This window comes from Microbulbifer maximicatervae (SeqCode), assembly GCF_052467305.1.
This window is the reverse complement of sequence record NZ_CP174306.1, coordinates 3,905,214-3,927,081: the sequence shown is the minus strand read 5'-3', so window position 1 is coordinate 3,927,081 and position 21,868 is coordinate 3,905,214. Positions and strand designations below refer to the sequence as shown.

Here is a 21,868-nt window from a genome sequence, read left to right as displayed (position 1 = left end):
GGTTAAATTCGACCAAACCATTCGAAAAAATAGAATAATTATTGAGCCTATCTTATCATTAGGTGCAATAGGGCCTTAGTTCAGAAATGGTAACCGATGCCCACCGAGTAAACCCAAGGGTCGATATCCACATCGACATTGATGCGGTCGTAGTCGTTATCTTCTGTGCGGAAGCGAATTTTGGCCTTGGTATCGATGCTCAAGTACCAGATGGCCGCATTAAACAGCCAGTTGCTCTCTCGTCCAAAGGCAATATCTATGCCCACTTCCCCTGCCAGGCCCCAGGAATTGCTCAGGCTCAGGGATGCTCTTGAGTCTGCACCCAGGGCCGTATCGAAGTAGTTTTGTGCCGTGCGGCTGATATCTTCATCGAAGAAATGGGTGTAGTTAATTCCCACACCAATATATGGCTGTACCCAGGACTCGGTGCATACCGGATACCACTGTACGCTGAGGGTTGGGGGAAGGTGCTTGATGTCACCCAGGGATACCCGACCCAGTGGATCACCGGTATCCGGGTCCGGTAAACCGCGAACATCAAGATCGTGCCGGAAAGGTATAGCTGCCAGTAATTCCAGTCCCCAGTGGTCTGCAAATAACCAGGTACCAGTGATGCTAGCGGAGTAGCCGGTATCCACGTAGACCCGGGTGTAGTCCAAGGGGGTGCCATTGAGGCGAAGCCTGCCTGAATCGTCGTTTGGATCGACGGCCGCTGCGCCAACGCGAACGATAAAATCTCCCTTTTGATAGTCCGCCACGGAATGGCCGGTGAGCAATAGTGCCATGCAAAAAACTATTGTCAGATTGATTCCTTTCATGTCCAACTTTCCAGAGATTCGGTGGAGTATAAGTAGGAGAACTGATAGGGGTAGGAGAACCCTAATCTACTGCCAGATTATTAGTGTAGATGTCTTGGGGGACTGGGCATGTAGATAACAAAAGCGGTGGCGCAGTATTTTATTGATATAACTATAAAGATCTCTTCTGGGAAAAACTTCCTATTTCGTTAGGAAAATATTTCAGAAGAAGAGTAATCATCGAATCGGTTAATCTGTTGGATGAAATTGCCCTGTATTATTGAATGTTTTTAGGTTGAAATCTCATCAGAGACCATTGATCAGTGTAATTTTCCTATTGCGTATTAAACACCATCAATGATCATATAAAACGGGATATCAGAGATTTAATAATATGCTTAAGATAATACAGGGAATAATGCAACTCACAGGGCGACTATCCCCCAAATTATCAGCAAATATAGCGATGTATATGGCCTCCCGGCCCAGGCACTATCCAGATTCAGAACGCGAGAAAGCGCAGTTAGCCCAAGCCAGGAAGATTATCTACCAGGGTGCTTTAGGTACAGAAAACACAGCTTGGTCCTGGGGTGAGGGCCCCGTAGTGATTCTATGCCACGGCTGGGAGGCCAAAGCCGCAAAAATGGCAACCCTAGCAATGGCAATTGCCGATCAGGGTTTCCAAGCGGTAGCCATAGATGCTACTGCTCATGGTCACTCCGAGGGAAAGGTTTGTAATTTCGATATTATGGCGAAAGATATTTATTCTCTGGCCAGTCAGTTTTCGGAAATATTTGCCGTCGTCGGCCACTCGATGGGTGGAATGATGACGATGAGAGCACGGGAATTTGGGCTTAAAGCTCAATGTTATGCTGTACTTGGCTCACCGAGTGCACCTCTGCCGATTCTTGAAATTATGAAAAATTTGTTGAAGGTAAGCCCTGAAACTATCGAGATATGCCAAGACAAGATTGCCGACCAGATAGGATACTCTTGGCAGGAATTGTTACAGTGTAAAATGTATACCCCGGAAGAGACTCCGCTTCTGATGATTTACGATACTGAAGATGATGAAGTGCCGATCTTTCACGGAGAGAGAATTCACAAAACCTGGCCAGCAGCGGAGATGATCAAAATTAGTGGTGTGGGACACCGGAAAATAGTTTGGGATACCTCGGTAGTAGAGTCTGTGACGAATTTTTTGGACTACGAGAAGAGTAAAGAAAGCACAAAAGAAGCTGGTTTGGCCAAACTTGTAAGCTAGCGAATTTACTGTAAATTAGTAGGCATAGCGGAATTAGGTTGCCCTAATTCCGCTTGATTATTTTCTTCAAAGCTGCCGTAGGCTGTCCTATTGTGAGGGCTGGTTATAAATAAGCTTATGGAAGCCGACAATAAAACCGAAATTATATGACTGATGGGGTTCTATCTACGACATACCTTGCCACTCATTTTTTTATCGCGTAAATCAGCCCTCAAACAATGATAACCATTGCTCTGAATCCATAGTTATATCTTTCCCACCTTTACTGTAAATCGCATCAGCCAGGGCTTGCTTGTGCGCCTGCATATCGACTATTTTTTCTTCTACGGTATTCTCACAGATAAATTTATATACAAAGACAGGCTTGTCTTGGCCGATGCGATATGCGCGGTCGGTTGCCTGGTTTTCTACTGCCGGATTCCACCAGGGATCGTAGTGAATGACCGTATCTGCAGCGGTAAGGTTTAGGCCGACGCCTCCGGCTTTCAGGCTGATCAGGAATACGGGAATATCACCCTTCTGGAAAGCGTCAATCGCTTCCTGGCGTTTACGCGTGCGCCCGGTGAGTTTTACATAGGGTATTGCCTGTTCTTCAAGGGCGGTTTCAATCTTGCCGAGCATTTCGGTAAATTGGGAGAATAAAAGTATCTTGCGGCCTTCCTCCACCATCTCCGGGAGCATATCCATCAGCGCTTCCAGCTTGGCCGATTGCTTAACCTTTTTTGCCTTGTCCAGTTTGACCAGTGCGGGGTCGCAGCAGATTTGTCGCAGCTTTAATAGGGCATCCAAGATTTCAATATGAGAGCGATTTAGACCTTTCTTCTTCATCAGGTCCCTAACCCGCTTCTCCATCACCGAGCGTACGGTTTCGTAAAGCGCGGCTTGGGCGGTATCGAAAGTCACCCGTTGGATAATTTCTGTTTTTGGGGGAAGTTCTGTGGCCACTTCTTGTTTGGTGCGGCGTAAAATAAATGGGGAGATTCTCTGGTTCAGAGTCTGTTGCTTGTGCTCATTAGCCTGCTTCTCAATGGGGTTCCGATAAAGGCTATTGAACCTTTTCTGGCTGTGTAGAAAGCCGGGCATCAGGTAATCAAATAGTGCCCACAGCTCACCCAAGTGATTCTCCAGCGGTGTTCCCGTTAGGCACATTTTGTGGTTTGCACTCAGAGTGCGGAGTAATTGTGCCGCTTTCGATTTGGGGTTTTTAATAACCTGAGCTTCATCAAGGATCAATAAATGAAAGTCATGTTCTTTTAATATTTCGCTATCCCGCACAATAAGGGGGTAGGTGGTTATAACCAGATCTGATTCGGGAATGAGGGGGAAATCCTCATGCCGGTTACTGCCGTGAAGTAGTAGTGGCTTTAAGGTTGGGGCAAAGCGATGGGCCTCGTTAAGCCAGTTACCTACCAAGCTGGTGGGTACAACCACCAGGGCAGGCTTGGCCAGGCGCCGGCTTTCTTTCTCTTTGAGGATATGGGCCAGTCCCTGCAAAGTTTTTCCCAGGCCCATGTCATCGGCCAGGATGCCATTCATATTGAGTTTACGCAGGTATTGCAGCCACTCAAAACCCGTTTGTTGATAGGGGCGTAATTGTGCCTTTAGGGCCCTGGGTGGCTTTACGCTTTGCGGGCCTTTTTGCAGGTTTTTAGCGAGCGATTTTAAGTCTTTATTGCCCTGCCAGGCTGAAGTTGCATTAGGCAGTTCCGGAACAGCAAATCTGGGCACTTTGAGGCTTTGGGACTCGCTGTCATACCACTCCTCTAAAACTGCGAATAAGTTGTGAAATAGTGCACTGGGTAGACGGATATACTGGTCTGAGCCGAGGGGAACCAATATGTCTTCTTCGTCTGTAGCCACATACCCCGATTCCAAATATTGCAATAATAATGGTGCTAAATGAATAGACTGCCCTTCAATATCTACAGTTGCACTAAGGGAAAACCAGTCGTTGGAAGATTGCTCTGTTTGCCATTCCCAATCTTCAATCTCGTGTACTTTTAAAGAAAAGTTATCCTCGAATTCAACTATCCAGCCAGATTCCTCAAGTCTTGGGATACCCTCATTGAGAAATTCATGCCAGCGCTCAATAGGAGTTTGGCCTGGCCCACTATCGGAGAAGAATAAAACGGGTTCACCAGTTTCGTCCGCCCCCAAGCTAAATTGCCACTGCAAGAGATCCTTCAGTACGGCGGCTTCATGTTTGAAGTCTCGCTCTACTTTATATAGTTTATCTTTTTGGGGGTAGATATTAGTCTCAGGACGATTCTCTGTAAGAATTTCTTCCGCGCGGATTACTACCGGACCATATTTAATAAGAAAACTTGCTGTATGGAGACTTTCAGCTCCTTCTCGAATAGAAATTGAGTTAAGGGTTAATACCGGCCGTAACAAATCATCCACAGGTATGATGGGCACCGACTTTGGCGTGGGTAATTGTTCACTGCCATATTGTTTATTGAGGAAAGTAATAGCATTGCCTATTTCATCTTTAGAAATGGCTGGCATGGTTGTAAAGTCATTAAGCGCTTCCCCATCCACCGGGCTGATGATGGGACCAATGATGTCTTCCTGTGGTGAATAATAGCAAGGTGGTTCGGTAGGTATGAGCTTCCAATCATCGGGGAGGTCAGGTACATCTAATTGCAACTGTGCACTACTCTTACTTTCCTTCCAACTTAGTTCCAATTTAACTGCCTCTCCCCAATGAATCGGGGTTAGGGAATCGATATCGCTGAAGAAACGCTGACTGGCTAGTAGGTTTCTCAACAGCATTGCTCCTTCTTCTCCTGAAATGCTCTTTTTGAACGAGGACTGGGAAAGCAGTTGTTGAAGGCCGAATATTTTTTGGTCGACTTTTGAAGTGGCGAGGCTACTGTTGATATGGAAGTATTCGCGCTGAGGCGCTCCATAGCCGCCTTTCTTGAGGCGTCGAGCTGAATATACGCTAATTCGGGCATGAGCTGGGGTATATTGATCACTCCAGTCCAAGGTGTATAGCAGGTCGCGATTATATGATGTGTCCTGCTCGGAGTCACGATATTTTTCTTTTACACCTTGTTGCCAGTTGTCCCAAGTACGACTGACTGATGGTTGCCCTAATGGACGTTTATGCTCAGCAATTACCGCTATTAGCACTGCAGCTACATGTTTACAGTTGTACCCTACTGGACAGGAGCATTCTCCATCAATTTCAAAGGTTCCCGAAATTGGATTTTCAGTTAGCGATATATACTGATGGTAGTGACTAGAGTAGGAGCCTTTCACTTTCCCGGTGATCGTTTTGCCATCCTGAGAAATATTGAATCTTTCGACAAAACCATTCCGGAAGTAATTTTTCCCTCTAGACAGGCTATTAGTGGGAAGTTGATTGGAAATACTACTGAAATCGATAGGGTTGTTCATTTTTGGGTTGTGTAATGACTACTGGCTGGCGGTTGAGGTTTGAAGAATATTCTTTGCTCTAATAATACCCTCTTTTAAGGAGCTTAATTTACTAATAGCTAAGGGATTTCTGAATAAATTTATGTCGATAAGGAAAAAAGGCTGCCTATTCAGGCAGCCTTTTATTTGGTAGGAATCTCTGGTACTGATAGGCCGCCCCCAGCATACACAGCCCCACTAACATACAAACGACTATCTTCTGTATTAGTGAGAAGTCCTGCATATCCCAGAGCACAATCTTCAGTGCAGCTATGCCGTAGATAATTAGTGACAACTTAAGTAACTTCTGGGTTTCGGGCTTTAATGTCTGGAACAATAGTAGGGTTGCATGGACAACGAGAGCGAAGGAAACTGCTGGTAGCCACATGGCATCAAATAGCTGTGCTAATAGAGCTACGTAAACAAAAATCGCGGTAACATGCACCAGCCACATATTTGCCATTCGATGACCAGACCAAACGGCTCTCGTAGGCAAGGTTTTGTGGTAAACCAGCAGGACAGCGATGCCAAGAGAGACTAGGTTATAGGCTCCAATCCACTCTGCATTGTGCGATTTCACAATGACAGCTCCGACTTGAATCAGTGTGATTAATTCAAAAATACCCAGTGTCAGCATGTAGAAGGGCGTAAGCTGGTTGCGTACTGGTGCCAGCTTGGGTTGGCTGAAAAAGAGGCTTCCAAAATAGAGCTGGGTGAGTAGTAATGACAGGACAAAGTCATGAGTTAAAGTGTAACTGACAGCTATCAGTACTGCCGCAAAATAGTAGAAGGCCATCGGGAATACAGGCTTCAGCGCCCAGTGAATAGCATGCTGCCACTCCCTACCTGCGGGGTATCGCTTTAAGCCCTGGCCAAGCCATATGAGCCCTATGAAGCTGGCGACTCCCAGCAATAGCCCCTCCATCGCCTTGCCCTGCCAGCCGACAAACTCCTGTAGGAGACAACCGCCGATAGTGATAAGGCTTGCAGCAGAAATCAAAATGCGAACTTCTTGTTTTAGATGTTCCATCCGCAGCCATTTATAGAGGAATAGGGCAATACCACACGAGAACCACATAGCAACAGTGAAGTAGTCACTGGCCTTATACAGTATGGTAGGTAAGGCAATAATGGGCAGTAAAGCGTAAAAGAGTTTACGCAGTGCCAATGCCAGCTTCTGCCCTGGTGATTGTATATTCAGCTGGTGATAAAGCTCCGCAAGCAACCAAAGTCCCAGGAAAGCTTCAATACTGGCGATTTTTCCGTAGGGGATTTGATCGTAGAAATGAAGGTTGCCTACAACCGATGCACTGGCTAACAGTGGGACAAACAATAGAAGGTAATGCCAGAGACCGAGCCACTCGCTAAATGCTGAATTCATGCGCTGGCTACGCCAGATCAGGAAAGTCATTGGCAGTGGTGCTAGCAACCATATCCCTTGCGGCCAGATAATACCCACCGATAGCAGGAAGCTCGCAGATAAAAGCAGTCCGAAAGCATTATCTGCGATATAAGTGAAACGTTGTTCTGCTGGAGTGATTTTACCGGCACTACGGCGTAATAGCTGGGTGAGCGCAAAGGCCCCAGCACTGAGGGTCAGCCAGTTAGTCCAGCCTGCACTCACCTCTAAGGATAATAGTAGTGGAGCAGGAACCAAGCTCTCAGCCACCCATATGAGAGCTTGCAAGAATATGGTTACGCCGGCGAGGGCTAGAGCGATATAGCCCTCAGTTCGCACGCTGACAAAACCAAAATGTATTCCAAGGTAAATCAGCAGGAGGCCTTCTAGGCACCACACAATGCCCAAAAATTCAGGGCTGCAGAGTGCCAGAATTGCCAGGCCTGTTAACAAGCCCCCATGGAGTAAAGCCATTGCGAGGATACTGCGGGCCGAGGCACTATTTACATCGTAGCCGAACAGGTGGCGTGAGTAGATGGCGAGCGCGGCCCAGGGTGTTAGGTTGAGTAACCAAACCACACCTAGTGCATTAGCAGTGGGTGCTAGAGACCAACTAATATGAATAAATAGTACTAGGTTTGCTACCAGCAAACCGAGGCGCCTCCTATCCATTTCTTTGCCACTAAGCCCACCCAGTATGTAATGGGCAAACCCGTAGAAGAAACCATGCAGTATCAGTAACAGACCCCAGTTTGAGCTAGACTCGCCCAAGTTTGCGACTGAAAACTCGAACATCCCTGCGCTGAGCACCATGGTGACCACTGCCAGCTGAGGCCATTGAATCAACTTGGACAAACGCAGCATTGCGAGCGCGAGTACCAACAAGTAGCTGAGATAAATAACTGCGGATGGATCAAAATGATTGGCCACCAAGGGCATCGTGGCTCCACCCAGTAGAGTCACCATGGCAACAACTCGGGTCTCGAATAGTAGGGCGAGTAAATAAGCAACTCCGGTAGTTACTACAAGCAGCCCCACACCGATAGGAATCGGAACCAGCTGATAGTAAGGCCCAGTAAAGTAACCACATAAGTAAAGCAGTATGACCCCGAGAGCGATTAGTCCTGAGCCGTAGTCCGCCATGTTGGGCATGCGCCGCCTGAACATTACCCCACCAGTAGTAGTCGCCGCTGCTATCAGGAAGCCCAAAGTCACTTTACCTACAGGCCCCAAATAGGCATTGAAGGAAAACTGCAACAGGTAAGCAAAGCCAAACACCAGCGCCAGGATGCCGGCAGCGGTCATAAAGAAGACAGGAGCCTTCCCTTGGCTTTGGTAGTGCCGGTAGAAACTCATCAGGGAGCCCCATACTCGGCTAATGGGTTCCAGAGCAGGTTCCAATAGGCTCGGTAGCTCTTCAGATAGCCATTTGGCCTGTCTACTAGGCTTTCTGGCTATATTAGGAGCAGTGGTGATAGTGCTTACCGGCTGGGTTGGAATTTCAGGAAGAGGGGGAGTAGCCTGCTCTGTCGACGGGGATCTGGAGGGATGAGTACCCATTAATTGGGATAGCTCATCTTCAGGCTCATCCACTGTCGGGAGCTGACTTGCCAACTGATCCCCAGTATCTTGCTGTATCTGCGCTTCTAGAGCCGATAACCGCTGTTCGAATATCTCAATGCGACGGCGATTGTCTCTCTCCAGCAGGGCTAGTTCCGCGCGAAGTGATTGCAGTTCACTTTCCATAACTTGCTCTAAATGCTTTTTTCCGAGGCTACCTGGGCCTGACTGAGGGAACAAGTATTTATAGGGTTATGGCTACCTATTCAATTAGTTTTGATAAATGTATCACTGTTTGTCAGGTAAGTGTTCGCCAACTGCCTCGTTGGCAACTAATAAAATCGTAGGAAGATTTAGTACAATGAAGATTGCTGTTTTTGTTCTGTCTGTTTTACGGTGATTGGGGCAGGGGAGATCGTTTGTTGTCACTCAACCAAGAAACTTGATAGGTCTCGATAAGATAGTTCTTTCACTGTATAGCGCTTACCAAAACTACTTTTTCTATATTTTTACTTTTTTGCACTTAATATTTCAATGTGGAAAAATCATTTGACCCCCTGTAATTCAAAATATATAAGTTCCCCCAGAAAAAAGATTAAACATCTTTAAATATTTCACGAAAAATATGGAAGCTAGGTTGCAAAGATCTAGATATCGCATGTTGTTAATCATTTGTTGTTGTCAATTTCATATGCTCGATTGTGTATCCCTCAAGTAACTTTGTGATTTTGTATCAGGTAGAACAGTAGATATTCCCAAATTGTAAAAGTTGTCAGTAATTATTATGGATGTTCAAAGAGCCATTCCCACAGAAAGACCGCATTCACTTGTAATGGCAGCAATACTTGATACTTTGCCATTAGCAATAGCTGTAATCCCCTGGGGGATTCTTTGTGGCTCTTTAGGGATTAAAATGGGCTTGAGTCCACTAGAATCACAGCTAATGTCCTTGCTGGTATTTGCCGGGGCAGCCCAGTTGTCGGCTCTTTCCATTATTGGTGTGGGCGGTGGACTTTCGTCTATTCTTGGTAGTACAGCAGTTGTAAGTTCTCGCCATTTACTCTACTCAGCAACTTTTAGAAATGAAGCTTTAAAGCTGCCTATATACAAGCGAATTGTATTTGCCTTTCTTCTTACGGATGAAATGTTTGCAGTTGCAGAGAATAAAAAGAGAGTACTTGGATATTTTTCATTTGAATATGCGTTAATGTCCGGATTTACCTTCTACTTAATATGGAATTTATCCACCTTTGCAGGCGTTATTGCAGGAAAGAGTATTCCAAACCTAGAAGCGCTTGGATTGGAATTTGCAATTGCTGCAACTTTTATTGCTATGGTAGTTCCAAATATTAAATCTAGGACTACTCTTATAGCTGTTTTGATTTCGGCAGTAAGTTCTGTAATGTTTCATATTTATGCAGTATCCAATGGGTTACTCTTTTCAGGATTGATGGGTATGTGCATAGGTTATCTATTGGAAGACAAGGCCGAGGAGGAAGAGGTATGAGTATTTATACAATCTTAGCAATGTCTACCATTACTTTTTACATGCGTTATGCTTTTTTTGTAAAGAATCTTCCAATAAAGCTAAACAATAATACTCAACGTTTTTTAAGATTTACTGCACCCTGTATATTGACCTCAATGGCTGCTCCAATCGTATTTGGAGAGGTTGAGCTTTCAAATTCCGATCTGGCTAACCCCTTCCTTGTGGCAGGTCTCTTTACTATTTCAGTTAGCTGCGTGATTAAGAATACCCTTGCCGTTGTCCTTCTTAGTATATTTGCATTTTCAGTGATGAAGTTCTTTTTTAGCTGAAAGAGCTTTAACTGTTTAGAGCGAAAGCTACTCGGCAGAAAGTTTATTAGGCTGAAGTTAGGTTAGGCCAATTTTTGATGGCAAATTAAGGTGTCAGTTTAAATAAATTTGTTCTTCTTGCTATTAATGGTCTAAGTATTATCAGGCGTTAACTTAACTGAGTCACGATAGCGCGCCAGCTCATCTAAAAGCCACTGCTGGGATACTTCTTTAGGCTTATCGGTACACTGAATATGATAGGGTTTGCCACTAAAGGTGCTTTTGGTGGCACTTAGCCTAATAAAATCCTCCGCGCTATCAATTTTGTTGGAGAAATACTTATATTTTTTCTCCATATGCTCCACTGCTTCCTGGCTGGTATGCTCGCTATCATTGCGGATAAAGGTACACTCTGAGGTAGAGACAAACTCTATTAGGTGATTTATTTCCTTGATAGCTGTATCTGCTTGTGCCAGGGTAGAGAACATACTTAGCGAGATAATAGTAACTATAGTTGAGAGATTTTTAATCATTATTTTATTTTTTGGCTGTGGGATATTCAGATAGCCCGATAGAGGGCATGAGAGAAGTGATGTAGAGCCTGGAGAGGCTCTACAAGAAGCTAAAATCACAGCACTCTGGACTTGGAGTTCGGTGCATTAGCTGTTCTTAGTTACTACCACTTTTGCAGCGCATTGTACGCTCTTGCTACCTTCCTCCCCAACAACTTCAGAGGATTCAGTCAAAATTTGTGAAACGGTAAGTTCAGAGACAGAGATCACCTCCATCATTTCCTTCTTACAGTTGGTAATGTTGAAGGCATTAGAAACAGCTGGGTCGTAGCTGATTTTATGAGAGAAGTCTCTCTCTTCTTCACCATTACGGCTTCTCTTGATGCTTTGGAACGCCTCTTTACCCGCATCTACCGTGTCCCCGATCACGTTGCCGGGCTGCACCTCGAGTTTCATACAAGAAGTAGTAGCAACGGCTAGTGTAATAATGCTCAAGAGGTTCTTCATTTCTTTTTGGGCTCTGGAAATTGTAGTTTTCTATAAGACAGTACAGTCTACTTGGTTAAAGTATTTTACATGAAGAATAACAACGAGTCCTGCAAGTGGTCTTTATAACAATAGGAGTAAGCGATTGGCTGCCTATTTAATCATCTTTTTGGTTAAAAACCATCCTGCCAGTTAAAGTATTACTTGTGAAAGTATCCCTCTGGCTGAGATAGATAGCTTTAAAAAGTGTTAACCGCAGGATATAAGCTATTTTCGCTTAAGCTGGTTTTTGAATATCCACACAGATTAAGTTCTAGTGTATTGATATATTGGCTAATACATTGAACTATGTATTTTTATTAGTATCTGATGATCTCTGAAATATAAATATACTAAAAATAAATGGTACTATTGTTATGTTTCGACTTTTATTCTTAGCTTTAGTAATTTTCGCTCTGTCTTGTTCTGTTCTTGCTGAGATGCCAGTTGTCAATGGAGTGAAAAATTGGCATTCGGTTAAATTTAAAAATGAGCTGTTACTAAATTTACACCTCTATTTATATGAATTAGCTAGAGATAAAGATTTACATAATGATTTAAAAGAGGGGCGAACTCTTTCTGTTGAGGAGCAAGAGATTTTTGACCTTGTAATTGGCGAGTATAGGAAATATGGCGCTGGCAAAAACATACATATTATCAGATCTAATTCTGAGATTTCAGATTTGACTGCCCTCTTGTTATCACATCACGCTGTTAAACAAGGTTCTGTGGAAAATGTTCTATATACACATATAAATAACCTCTCAACTATTTATAAAGCCAAGTTGTGGCCGGTCCATCAAGCGAGAAATCTTAATTGGTACCTGAATTTGAAAAGTAAACTTGATATTTATGGAGATAGGGTTTCTAGCAGCTTGGAAAAGCTATTTGATGAAAAGCTGGTTCTTGATGAGCATACGATAAATATTGTTTACAAACCTGGAATGCGCCAGGGCGCTACTACTTCTGGGAGAAGCTTTCAAACGATTATTAATAGTACCTATTCAGATTATAGTGATTGGTATGCGCTTGAGATGTTTTTCCATGAAATCTCTCATGCTAATGGAGTAGGTCGAAATAGTAAGTTGCAGCGGGTTATTAATACAGAGTTTAGTCGGTTGGGGCTGGACAGTCATAAAGGAATTTGGCATCCGATACAGTTCTATACCGTTGGAGAAATAGTTAAGAAAGTGATATTCGAGGATGACTCTGAGTATGTACCTTATGCCGAAATACGTGGCCTGTATAGCGGGCATTGGGACTACAAAGTACTTCTTGATAAGTATTGGAAGCCTTACTTGGATGGAAAAGTTTCTATGGAAGTTGCGATAAGTAATATTGCGGTAGCTTTATCAAAGAAGGCTGCTTGATCTTATACTAATATAACTAATTAGTAATATTGATGGTTTTACGGTGCCTTAAGATACTTGTAAACTTGAGGCTTATTAAATTCTCGGGTTTTACATTTTACCTAAGTCTAGTTCGGTCTACTCATCGACCTGATGATATAAATATATTTTTTTACCAGAGTGATGAGTGTTTGCATAAGATAAAGGTATAGCTTTAAAGCTTAAAAATATTACTTCTTATGAGTAGTCTGAAAAAAAGCCCCAGAAAATAGAATTCTCTGAGGCTATCTATTTCTAATCAATAAGCGCTTATGCCTTTTGGCTAGCGCTGATAGACTTTAGATATATTTATAAAAATACAACTTACAGCTAGCAATTCATGATGAACGAGCCCAACCTACGCCAGATCACGGCTGGTAGAGAGGGTAGTCCGTATATCCCACTTCGGTGCCGCCATACATAGTGTCTGGATCAACCTGATTGAGTGGCCATTCATTGCGAATACGTGTGGGAAGATCCGGGTTGGCAATAAAAGGTCGGCCGAAGCCAAAGATATCTCCATTACCTGCGTCAAGCACCCGCAAGGCTTTTTCGGGGGAATACTTTCCTGCATACATGATGCGCCCGCCAAAGATTTCACGTACTTCTCGATAGAAATTCTCAGGCAAATCCGGTGCATTATCCCAATCCGCCTCGGCCAGTGACAGATAGGCAATTCTGGCTTCATTTAGCAGCTTAATAGCTTCGATATAGGTCTTGTGGGGATCACTCTCTACCAGCCCAAGGTAGACTCTGTCCTCATCGGTACTTTCGAAAAGCGGTGCAAACCGAACACCGAGTCGTTCGCTGCCAACTTCTTTTGATACCGCTGCAACAATTTCTTTAAGGAAACGCAGACGATTTTCTAAACTACCACCATACTCATCATCGCGATGATTGGTATGTTCTGAAATAAACTGGTTCACAAGGTAACCGTTGGCACAGTGTAGCTCAACACCATCAAAACCGGCTTCCATCGCATTGCGCGCGGCTTGGGCATAGAGTTGAACCAGTTCTTTAACCTCCTCTGTTGTCAGCGCACGAGGCTCACTGGGTTCAGCCAGGGCACCTTGTCCTGGACCTGTCTCGATAAATACCTTAACAGCGTCTGCGCGGATAGCAGATGGCGCGATGGGTGCTGCATTACCAGGCTGTAGTGAAGTGTGGGATACACGCCCAACATGCCAGAGCTGGGCAAAGATGATACCGCCTTGATCGTGTACGGCTTTGGTCACTTTTTTCCAGCCTTCGATCTGTTCCTTTGAATAGATTCCAGGTGTCCAAGCGTAGCCTTGGCCTCTTGGTTCGATTTGTGTGCCTTCTGTAACCATAAACCCAGCACCAGCACGCTGTGAGTAATAGTTAGCCATCAAGTCATTGGCAATATTACCAGGCTGACTACTGCGTGATCGGGTCAGGGGTGGCAGAACAATACGGTTTTTCAGGGTGTAAGGGCCCAGATTGACTTCACTAAATAGAGCTTCGTTTTTCATACTTACTTTCCTGCTAAAAGCTAACCAAACTGAGCGACTCAAAAAAGACCCAGTGGTTCTTCATTAAGGCTGATTAGGATATTTTTCTTTTGGGTGTAGGCATCAATCATCGATTTGTGAGTTTCACGTCCGATACCTGATTTCTTGTAACCGCCAAACGGTGCATGGGCTGGAAGATCGTGATAGGTATTTACCCACATGCGGCCGGTTTCCACAGCTCGTGCAACACGCAGTGCACGGTTGATATCCTGGGTCCAAACAGCACCTGCCAGGCCGTAATCGGATTGGTTAGCCATCGCTATAACTTCCTCCTCAGAGGAGAAAGGAATCACCACCACAACAGGGCCAAAGATTTCCTCCTGAGCCACTTTCATTGCGTTGTCGGCATGGGTAATGATTGTCGGCTCAATATAAAAACCCTGTTCCAATCCCGGTTTTTGCAATCGCTTACCACCAGTCAGGATTTTTGCACCTTCTTCTTTGGCGATATCGATGTAACCAAGAATGCGGTTCATTTGAGCTTCACTGATCTGACTACCCATCTGCGTGTTGGGGTCCATGGGATCGCCGACATTTACAGATTCAAATTTGGCTTTTAATTCAGTGGTAAAACGGTCGAAGATAGTTTCGTGGACAAAAAGGCGGGCACCAGATTCACAGACTTGTCCCTGGTTAAGCAGAATAGAAAGGGCTCCGCCCTCAAGTGCTTTTTTCCAGTTCGCATCAGGGAAAACGATATTCGCTGATTTGCCACCCAGTTCCAATGTCGCCGGTACTAATTTATCAGCGGCAGCCTTGGCCACGTTATAGCCGATACCGGTTGATCCCGTGAAAGCCAGCTTTGCGATTTTAGGGTGATCGAGTAAAGCCTGGCCTGCCTCTGGACCTATGCCGGTAACTACATTCACTACACCATCGGGCAATATCGCTTTGAAAGTCTTAGTCAGCTCCAACAAACTGGATGAGGTCATTTCAGATGGCTTAATAACCACTGTGTTTCCGGTTGCAAGTGCTGGTGCAATCTTCCAGGCAGCCATCAAAAGAGGGTAGTTCCATGGAATTACCTGGCCAACTACGCCCATTGGCTCGCTAAAAACCAAACTCATGGTTTGATCATCGATCATTACCGCTTCATCGCTATGGGAGCGGATTACACCCGCGAAATAACGAAAATGATCAATTGCTAAAGGGATATCAATATTGGAGGTTTCGCGGATTGGCTTGCCGGTTTCTAACGCCTCCAAGTAAGCGAAGAACTCCTTTTTTTCCTCGAGCATATCGGCAATTTTGAGCAGGGCATCTTGCCTCTCAACAGCAGATGTCTGTTTCCAGCTGAGAAAGGCTTTTTCTGCTGCGTTTACTGCTGCATCAATATCCTGAGAATCGGCCAGTGGGATGCGGGTCAATAGATCGCCTGTAGCGGGGTTGAGGCTATCCATCGAACGGCCCGAGGCACTGTCAATCCACTTACCACCGATAAACAGTTGATAAGACTCTTGTGGAGCAAAGGCCTTAGTAGCTTGTTTCATATCCATCTCCAAACAATAAGAAGCGTACTGGCGGAGGCAGCTGTCCGGCCCCAGCCAGATTTAGCTCTGACTTAGGATGGTGGGAATGATAGGTAGGCAAGGATACAATTTGAAACAACTACTCTTTGTCTTGGTTACAAATATGAATGGTATAAGCCGCCTGGACCTAAAACAGCTACGTATACTGGAAGCACTGCTTCAAGAGAGAAATCTATCCCGGGTAGCCGAAAAGGTGGGGTTAACCCAGCAAGCGATAAGCGAACAGTTGCGTAAGCTGAGAGAAGTGTTTGATGACCGGCTGTTTATCCGGCAAGGCAACGGTATGGTCCCTACGCCTGTTGCTGAGCAGCTGGGAGGCAGGGTCAGCAGCATTTTGAAGGATGTAGAGTCACTGCTAACCCCAATAGCGTTTGATCCGGCAACTTATAGAGGGATTTTTAGTATTAGTGCCACGGATTACGCGATTCAATCGGTACTGCCCCAGCTATTAGAGGTTGTCCGTAAATCTGCCCCGGAACTTAAAGTTATCGTCAGGGACTTTGAAACAGATAATCTCAATCAGTTAATGGTGGCTGGTGAGATCGACTTAGCGCTCACCTTCCCCGATTTCATCCCGGATGACCTGCCCTACAAACAATTATTTGAGGAGCAGCATGTCTGTATAGCGGGAAAAAAGTCTCCACTGAAGGGTAAGTCATTAACATTGGCAGATGTAGCCGAGCTTCCGCAACTGATCATTTCACCATCACGGGCAAACCTCAAAGGATCACACGATGAATGGTTTGCGATGCAGGGGCTAAAACGCAATATTGTTATGTCGATACCCAGCTTTTCTGCCGCCCCAGATATTATTGCTGCGACAGATACTATTGCGTTCTACCCCTCAAGACTACTACCCAACAAAAAAGTTATTCCTCTTAAGTTGGACACGCAAACACCAAAATTTGAAGTTATAGCAGCATGGCATAGTCGATCTAACCATAGCCGGCTTCATATGTGGATGGTTGAACAGCTTATGAAACTTTTTAAGTAACCATGCAATTTAGTTGATAGAAAATAAGAGTAATATCTTGAATTAAATCGCGGTTGGGAAATAAGATGGTTTATAGCTAACCATCTTATTTTTGAAAACTAAAATAGGCTATATTTCTATTCCCGTAAGAATAACTCAGCCACTTCCTTTTTAGCGGCAACAACATAGGTAATCATTAGGTTTTCCTGATTAATATCAGTCAAGTAATCGATATCTCTATGTACTGCTCTCAAAATGGAAAAGTCACCAGTGCTGAGATCGAATGACCATAGCTGATCATCTCGATTGATTGAGTAAATCACATTCTCTTTGAGTACAAACCTTTTCTCACTGCCCTGATGAACCAGCTCTTCGATTAGTTGATCTTCCGCAGGACCGGGCTGCCAGAAGCGGTTCATATGATCCATATAGATCAGCCGGCCATCCTCGCTTCTTTGGGCCCAGTTAACTTGGGTATCGTTGATAATACTTACTTCGAGATTATCAAGGTTTACTTCTGCAAACTTTGTAACACCTTTCACCGTTAGAGTTAACAGTGCGAGGTTACTCACACTATCCCACTGAAATAGTCGGTCAACTGGATGCGCTAGTGAGAAGGCTTCTCTGCTACCGTTCAGGGAGATTTTAGTCAGTATCTGATTGGCACTCGCCAGTATGCTTTGGCCGTCGGCAGACCAGTTAATGCCGTAGATATTGGTATCCATTGGAAACTGGCTGACTTGCCGTAAATCGCTGCCATCAGTTATCCACACCTGGTCTTCACCGGAGCGCCTGGATGTAAACGCAATCAAGTTGCCATTGGGTTGGAAAATGCCATCATCTTCTCCCAAAATCGACCGTGTTGTGCTTGGGTAGAGTTCGCTGACATCTTCCTCCGAAGGTGTATCGATTGAATCAGATTGGTTAAGCGGTATTGATGCAATATCACTATCGTAACGCCCTTTAATGAGGAGTGCCCTCTGCCCATTTGGGTGGAATTCCGGCGAGCTGGCAGACTGATCCAGGGGTAAATCAAGCTTACTGACCTTTCCATCGTAAGTGAGAGAGAAGAGTTGCCGCCCTGTGCTAAAGATTAACTCATCTGTAAGCGGTGAAAAGTTAGGGGATATGGTCCTGCGCTGGGGGATTTCATCTGGATAGTCTACCGGGTGGCTGGATAAAAGCGCTCCTTTGGAATCCAGCATATCGATATAAAGCTGGCCATCTTGGTGATGGCTGGTTACAGCTATTAACCCATCAGTGATTGAGTAATCAAAGTAGGCCAGGTTTCCATTCTCCAGATCATAAAGGACTCGACTGGTATTATCCCTGACTGAATAGTTGATCAACCGCCAACGGTTAGTCTCTTTATGCAAAATAGCGAGATTATTGTTATTTAACCATACGGGGTTCTTAATGGCCGAGTTCTTACAGCGCATTAATACATTTGGTTGTTGTGGGCTGACTAATGCTTTTTGAAAATCCAGACTTACTAGGTTGTAACAAGTATTCTGCGTTAGCGGTATGGTGCAGTCTTCTTCAGAAATAAATACCAGTTTCTTGCCATCTGGTGATAGTGTATGGCGTCCATAAGTACCCCATTCGGGAGTTAATTCCGTTTCCTGCTGGGTATGTATATTCCTGGCCCAGATTTTATTAATGCAGAGCTTATCTAAGTAACGATTAAATATAATATATTCACCGTCAGGCGAATAAGAGGGGCTAAACTCTTTATGGTCAGTTGCAGTTACCGCCTGTAATCGATCAAATACAAGCTGAGAGCTTTGCTCGGGCGGAGAGTGTTTAAATATAACAAATACTAATAATACCAACCCGACAAGTGCAAAAATTGGAAATCGCTTTGGTTTGATAGCCTGGGTTTGGTGGCTTGGATTAACCGGTGTTATATCTATTTCATGCTCAGGGGGAGTAGGGGAGGGAGCTTCCTCTTCCGGTGCTGTTTTATCTTGTGGAATAGAATCACCATCTTGCCAAACAATATCACATTCCAGGCTATAACCTTGTTTGGCATGGGTTCTAATATAAGACTGCTGCTTGCGATTCTCCCCAAAGGCTTTTCTAAGTTGCGCAATACTTCTTTGCAGCGTATTTGGTGTGACTATTGTATCTGGCCAGACTTCAGACAGTAGCTCATCCTGGCTCACCACCTTTCGCTGATGCTTTGCCAAGTGGGTTAAGACGGCAAGAGCTTTTGGGGGGATAGTTTGCGATTGCTCATGTCGGGTGATCTGGTTTCTGGATAAATCAATAAAGAAGTCACCCACCCAATATTGTGAAGCCATTGATGTATCTACCTGAGCAAAATTTGAGCTACATTTTTGCCATCGATACTAGCATAAACCCTGATTACAGCTAAAGCGCGCCTTGTAACCTATTGATAAATAAGCATTTTATGCCAGCAGTAGAAAGTCATCGAAAAATCAGGAGCACTTCAGGTGTTTCACTGGCTCCTTGTTTAGATTGAGCGCTTCTCCGATCACATGTAACGGTATAAATACTGATATGAAAAAGCGTTTACTAGTCGCCTTTCTCCTGTTGCTACCTATCGCTGCCCTTGAAGCAGGTGAGCATAAGGCCCTGGAGTTATCCACAATCCAAGTAATACCCATTCAGGATTCCAGCAATAACAGAGAATACGAGCTGTTTATTAAGCTGCCTGAGAAATATAAGGAGAGTGATACTAAAAAGCATCCGGTTATTTACTATACAGACGCTTTATGGGCGGTTGAAATGCTATCTGCCACTACTGAATACGCACTGGAAGATGCCATTTTGGTGGGTATTAGTTGGCAGAAGGATATGGCCGGTGCTGAAAAAGAATGGTCGAGCCGATATCGGGACTTTAAGCCAGCCCTACCCTCAGATAATAAAGATAAAAAAAACTATAAAGGAGAAGCCCATCAGCATCTCGCCTTTATAAGAAATGACGTTATTAAGTATATCGAAAGCAATTACCGCGCGAATCCAGATAACCGTACTTATTTCGGTTACTCATTCGGGGGGCTCTTTGGTGTTTATGCCTTAATGAGCCAACCGGATACTTTTCAAAACTACATTATCGGTAGTCCATCAAGATTGATAGGCACTTATATGGATTCTCGGCTTGAATCAGAGCCTAACAAACCATTGATGGAACTACCCAAGCAAACAAACGTATTTATTGCTTACGGAGAATTAGAGAAGGAGCTGGGCGCTACGGTAGAAAGGTTCGTTAGTGAGTTAAAGGAGCAAGAATTAGCTAACTTAACTCTGGAGCCTGCGGTTATCGAATCCGCGAATCACACTACAGCTTTCCCGAAGACTTCAGTGCGCAGTATTTATTGGCTTGCCGATAAGCTGAAACACTAATCAATGGTATATCGAGACATATTAATAAAAACTTCAAAGTTAAATTGAGGATATAAGATGATTTTTAAGAAGCTAATCACAATCGGCCTATTGTACGGCATAAGCGCGACTGTAGGCGCGGGAGCCTTACAGGCACCAGAAATAAATATGGCCGACTATCGTAGTGACCTCCCAAGCCTGGAGAGATCCACTCCAAAGCTAAAAAAAGCATTTATTGATACAGCTCCAACGGATAGAAAAGACGGTATTCCTGTTGGGGAGATAGATAAAATCAAAGAGAGCTTGCAACAGCTGGCTCAGGAAATAGCGGATAACCAACACACACCCTACGATAGCCTGCTAATTGCTCAAAACAACAAACTGGTTTTTGAATCCTACTATTCCCTTGGCCGTGTCAACTTGCCTCACCCACAAGCATCTGCCACCAAGGCCTATACAGCCCTGGCAATTGGGCGGGCGATACAGTTAGGTTATTTGACCATGGCAGACTTGGACAAGCCTGTCATTTCCTTCCTAAAGGGGTTGGATAAGAAGCAACTTGTTAAAGGCGCAGACCTTGTCACATTGAATCATGCCATGAGCATGCAGTCAGGAATTCGTATTAAAGAGGAAAAACTGAGTGCCATACTGGAAAACAAAGAGCAGTTAACAGGGAAAAAGCTGGCTCAAATCTATTTAAGCCATAGCAAACCGATAACCTCAGAATCGCAAACCTATTTATACCAAGGCTCAGACCCAATGATTGCAATGCTGGTTCTGGATGCCGTGGTTCCCGGTTCCGCCAGCGACTTTATTTAAGAAGAGCTGCTGGAAAAGATGGGGATCGATATCTATCACTGGAAGGAGGCTGTAAGCGGCGTGCCCCAGGCAGGATCAAGAGCCATGATGACATCGCGCAGTATGGTTAAGTGGGGCACTTTAGTGCTCAATAAAGGCAAATGGAATGGTCAGCAATTAATTCCGGAAGCGTATATTGCCAAGGCCACTGGTAAGGTAGCTGTTCCCACAGATGATGAGTTTGACTACACCAATTTCTCCTACGGTTATTTCTTCTGGCGAACCCCTCTGAAGGTTGGCGACAAGAAATACCTAGCGAAATTTGGCTGGAGCGGTGGTGGCCAGTATGTTATCTCTATTGAAGAACTTGATTTGGTGATTGCGATCACCGGCCGCGGCGATGATGACAAAACCCTGGGCTTGATTGAACAACGTATTTTGCCGGTTTTTGTATCTTCTGCATTAAGTGGTACAGCCGGCTAAATTGTTACATTAATTAACATTGCCTAGGCGTTGTTAAAGTTTTCTGTTCAGCATTTAGGACCTTTGGAATAGGGAAACCCTAAATGCTGGACAGATTGTTCGATTATACAAGGGTTGCGGTTGTTATCGTCCTTGGAGCAGTAGGGCCTAAGCAGGATTGTTAGGGTTCATTCTACTGGGAGAATCTGTTTTTTTATCCCCCCGTTGTCTTGCCCCTGCTGTCTTTTGATTCTTCTATAAATCTCTTCACGGTGAACCGGTAAGGTCTTGGGAGCGATTATACCTACGCGCACCTGATTACCTTTAACTTCTAATATTGTGATTGAGACGTTTTCCCCAATCCTGAGGTTCTCGCCAGTACGGCGGTTTAAAATCAACATATTGGTTTCCTAATGAGACGCAAAGCATTGGCAAACCTCCCGCAAGGGGAAGGCCAGGAAAGTAATATCGGTTGCAGGCATTAGGAGGGGCGCGAGAACGGTAGGCGTAAAAAAAGAAAAGGCGGGCGCTAGACTCCCAATGCTTAGGGAATCGCCTCAG

Annotated in this window: 17 protein-coding genes; 8 read left to right on the top strand and 9 right to left on the bottom strand. The window is 44.6% G+C overall.

All coding sequences use genetic code 11. The features are described from left to right. Positions 1-80: 80 nt before the first annotated feature. The gene (locus tag ACJJI4_RS17190; protein WP_444925915.1) at positions 81-818 is read right to left on the bottom strand and encodes an OmpW/AlkL family protein; all 738 of its coding nucleotides are present in this window, start codon (positions 816-818) and stop codon (positions 81-83) included. A gap of 373 nt (positions 819-1,191) precedes the next feature. On the opposite strand from ACJJI4_RS17190, the gene ACJJI4_RS17185 reads away from it, so the two are divergent. After that, positions 1,192-2,061, top strand: coding sequence for an alpha/beta hydrolase (locus tag ACJJI4_RS17185; protein WP_444925914.1), 870 nt, complete (start codon positions 1,192-1,194; stop codon positions 2,059-2,061). Positions 2,062-2,265: 204 nt separating this feature from the next. Here ACJJI4_RS17185 and ACJJI4_RS17180 read toward each other — a convergent pair whose 3' ends face one another. Together ACJJI4_RS17180 and ACJJI4_RS17175 are read right to left on the bottom strand one after the other, a co-directional pair. Continuing rightward, positions 2,266-5,466, bottom strand: coding sequence for a DEAD/DEAH box helicase (locus ACJJI4_RS17180; protein ID WP_444925913.1), 3,201 nt, complete (start codon positions 5,464-5,466; stop codon positions 2,266-2,268). Positions 5,467-5,611: 145 nt separating this feature from the next. Further along, positions 5,612-8,629, bottom strand: coding sequence for a DUF2339 domain-containing protein (locus tag ACJJI4_RS17175; RefSeq protein ID WP_444925912.1), 3,018 nt, complete (start codon positions 8,627-8,629; stop codon positions 5,612-5,614). A gap of 598 nt (positions 8,630-9,227) precedes the next feature. On the opposite strand from ACJJI4_RS17175, the gene ACJJI4_RS17170 reads away from it, so the two are divergent. Both ACJJI4_RS17170 and ACJJI4_RS17165 read left to right on the top strand, forming a co-directional pair. Beyond that, positions 9,228-9,950 carry an AzlC family ABC transporter permease gene (locus tag ACJJI4_RS17170; protein WP_444925911.1) on the top strand — a complete coding sequence of 241 codons (723 nt, stop codon included), beginning with the start codon at positions 9,228-9,230 and terminating at the stop codon, positions 9,948-9,950. Beyond that, complete coding sequence (locus ACJJI4_RS17165; protein WP_444925910.1) at positions 9,947-10,261, top strand: branched-chain amino acid transport AzlD family protein; 315 nt, start codon at positions 9,947-9,949, stop codon at positions 10,259-10,261. Before ACJJI4_RS17170 ends, ACJJI4_RS17165 begins: the two co-directional genes overlap by 4 nt. 131 nt (positions 10,262-10,392) lie before the next feature. Here ACJJI4_RS17165 and ACJJI4_RS17160 read toward each other — a convergent pair whose 3' ends face one another. Both ACJJI4_RS17160 and ACJJI4_RS17155 read right to left on the bottom strand, forming a co-directional pair. After that, on the bottom strand, positions 10,393-10,773 hold the full coding sequence (locus ACJJI4_RS17160) for a DUF5329 family protein (RefSeq protein ID WP_444925909.1): 381 nt from the start codon (positions 10,771-10,773) through the stop codon (positions 10,393-10,395). Positions 10,774-10,899: 126 nt separating this feature from the next. Then, on the bottom strand, positions 10,900-11,259 hold the full coding sequence (locus ACJJI4_RS17155; protein ID WP_444925908.1) for a hypothetical protein: 360 nt from the start codon (positions 11,257-11,259) through the stop codon (positions 10,900-10,902). Positions 11,260-11,654: 395 nt separating this feature from the next. On the opposite strand from ACJJI4_RS17155, the gene ACJJI4_RS17150 reads away from it, so the two are divergent. Further along, a complete protein-coding gene (locus tag ACJJI4_RS17150; RefSeq protein ID WP_444925907.1) occupies positions 11,655-12,647 on the top strand; it encodes a hypothetical protein in 993 nt (330 codons plus the stop codon). A gap of 386 nt (positions 12,648-13,033) precedes the next feature. Here ACJJI4_RS17150 and ACJJI4_RS17145 read toward each other — a convergent pair whose 3' ends face one another. Both ACJJI4_RS17145 and ACJJI4_RS17140 read right to left on the bottom strand, forming a co-directional pair. Next, the gene (locus ACJJI4_RS17145; RefSeq protein WP_444925906.1) at positions 13,034-14,158 is read right to left on the bottom strand and encodes an alkene reductase; all 1,125 of its coding nucleotides are present in this window, start codon (positions 14,156-14,158) and stop codon (positions 13,034-13,036) included. A 38-nt stretch (positions 14,159-14,196) separates the two neighbouring features. Further along, positions 14,197-15,687 carry an aldehyde dehydrogenase family protein gene (locus ACJJI4_RS17140; RefSeq protein WP_444925905.1) on the bottom strand — a complete coding sequence of 497 codons (1,491 nt, stop codon included), beginning with the start codon at positions 15,685-15,687 and terminating at the stop codon, positions 14,197-14,199. Positions 15,688-15,829: 142 nt separating this feature from the next. Between ACJJI4_RS17140 and ACJJI4_RS17135 the strand changes: the two genes are divergently transcribed. Continuing rightward, positions 15,830-16,720 (top strand): LysR family transcriptional regulator, encoded by an 891-nt coding sequence (locus ACJJI4_RS17135; RefSeq protein ID WP_444925904.1) that lies wholly within the window; start codon positions 15,830-15,832, stop codon positions 16,718-16,720. 116 nt (positions 16,721-16,836) lie between these two features. On the opposite strand, the gene ACJJI4_RS17130 is transcribed toward ACJJI4_RS17135, so the two are convergent. After that, positions 16,837-19,002, bottom strand: coding sequence for a winged helix-turn-helix domain-containing protein (locus tag ACJJI4_RS17130; protein ID WP_444925903.1), 2,166 nt, complete (start codon positions 19,000-19,002; stop codon positions 16,837-16,839). 220 nt (positions 19,003-19,222) lie between these two features. Between ACJJI4_RS17130 and ACJJI4_RS17125 the strand changes: the two genes are divergently transcribed. The 3 genes from ACJJI4_RS17125 to ACJJI4_RS17115 are packed head-to-tail and all read left to right on the top strand — an operon-like array spanning position 19,223 to position 21,328. Beyond that, positions 19,223-20,068: an alpha/beta hydrolase gene (locus ACJJI4_RS17125; protein WP_444925902.1), complete on the top strand. Its 846-nt coding sequence runs from the start codon at positions 19,223-19,225 to the stop codon at positions 20,066-20,068. Positions 20,069-20,125: 57 nt separating this feature from the next. Continuing rightward, complete coding sequence (locus ACJJI4_RS17120) at positions 20,126-20,866, top strand: serine hydrolase (RefSeq protein ID WP_444925901.1); 741 nt, start codon at positions 20,126-20,128, stop codon at positions 20,864-20,866. Between the two features lie 18 nt (positions 20,867-20,884). Continuing rightward, a complete protein-coding gene (locus ACJJI4_RS17115) occupies positions 20,885-21,328 on the top strand; it encodes a serine hydrolase domain-containing protein (RefSeq protein WP_444925900.1) in 444 nt (147 codons plus the stop codon). Between the two features lie 167 nt (positions 21,329-21,495). Here ACJJI4_RS17115 and csrA read toward each other — a convergent pair whose 3' ends face one another. Further along, positions 21,496-21,708: a carbon storage regulator CsrA gene (gene csrA, locus ACJJI4_RS17110; RefSeq protein WP_444925899.1), complete on the bottom strand. Its 213-nt coding sequence runs from the start codon at positions 21,706-21,708 to the stop codon at positions 21,496-21,498. Positions 21,709-21,868 lie beyond the last annotated feature (160 nt).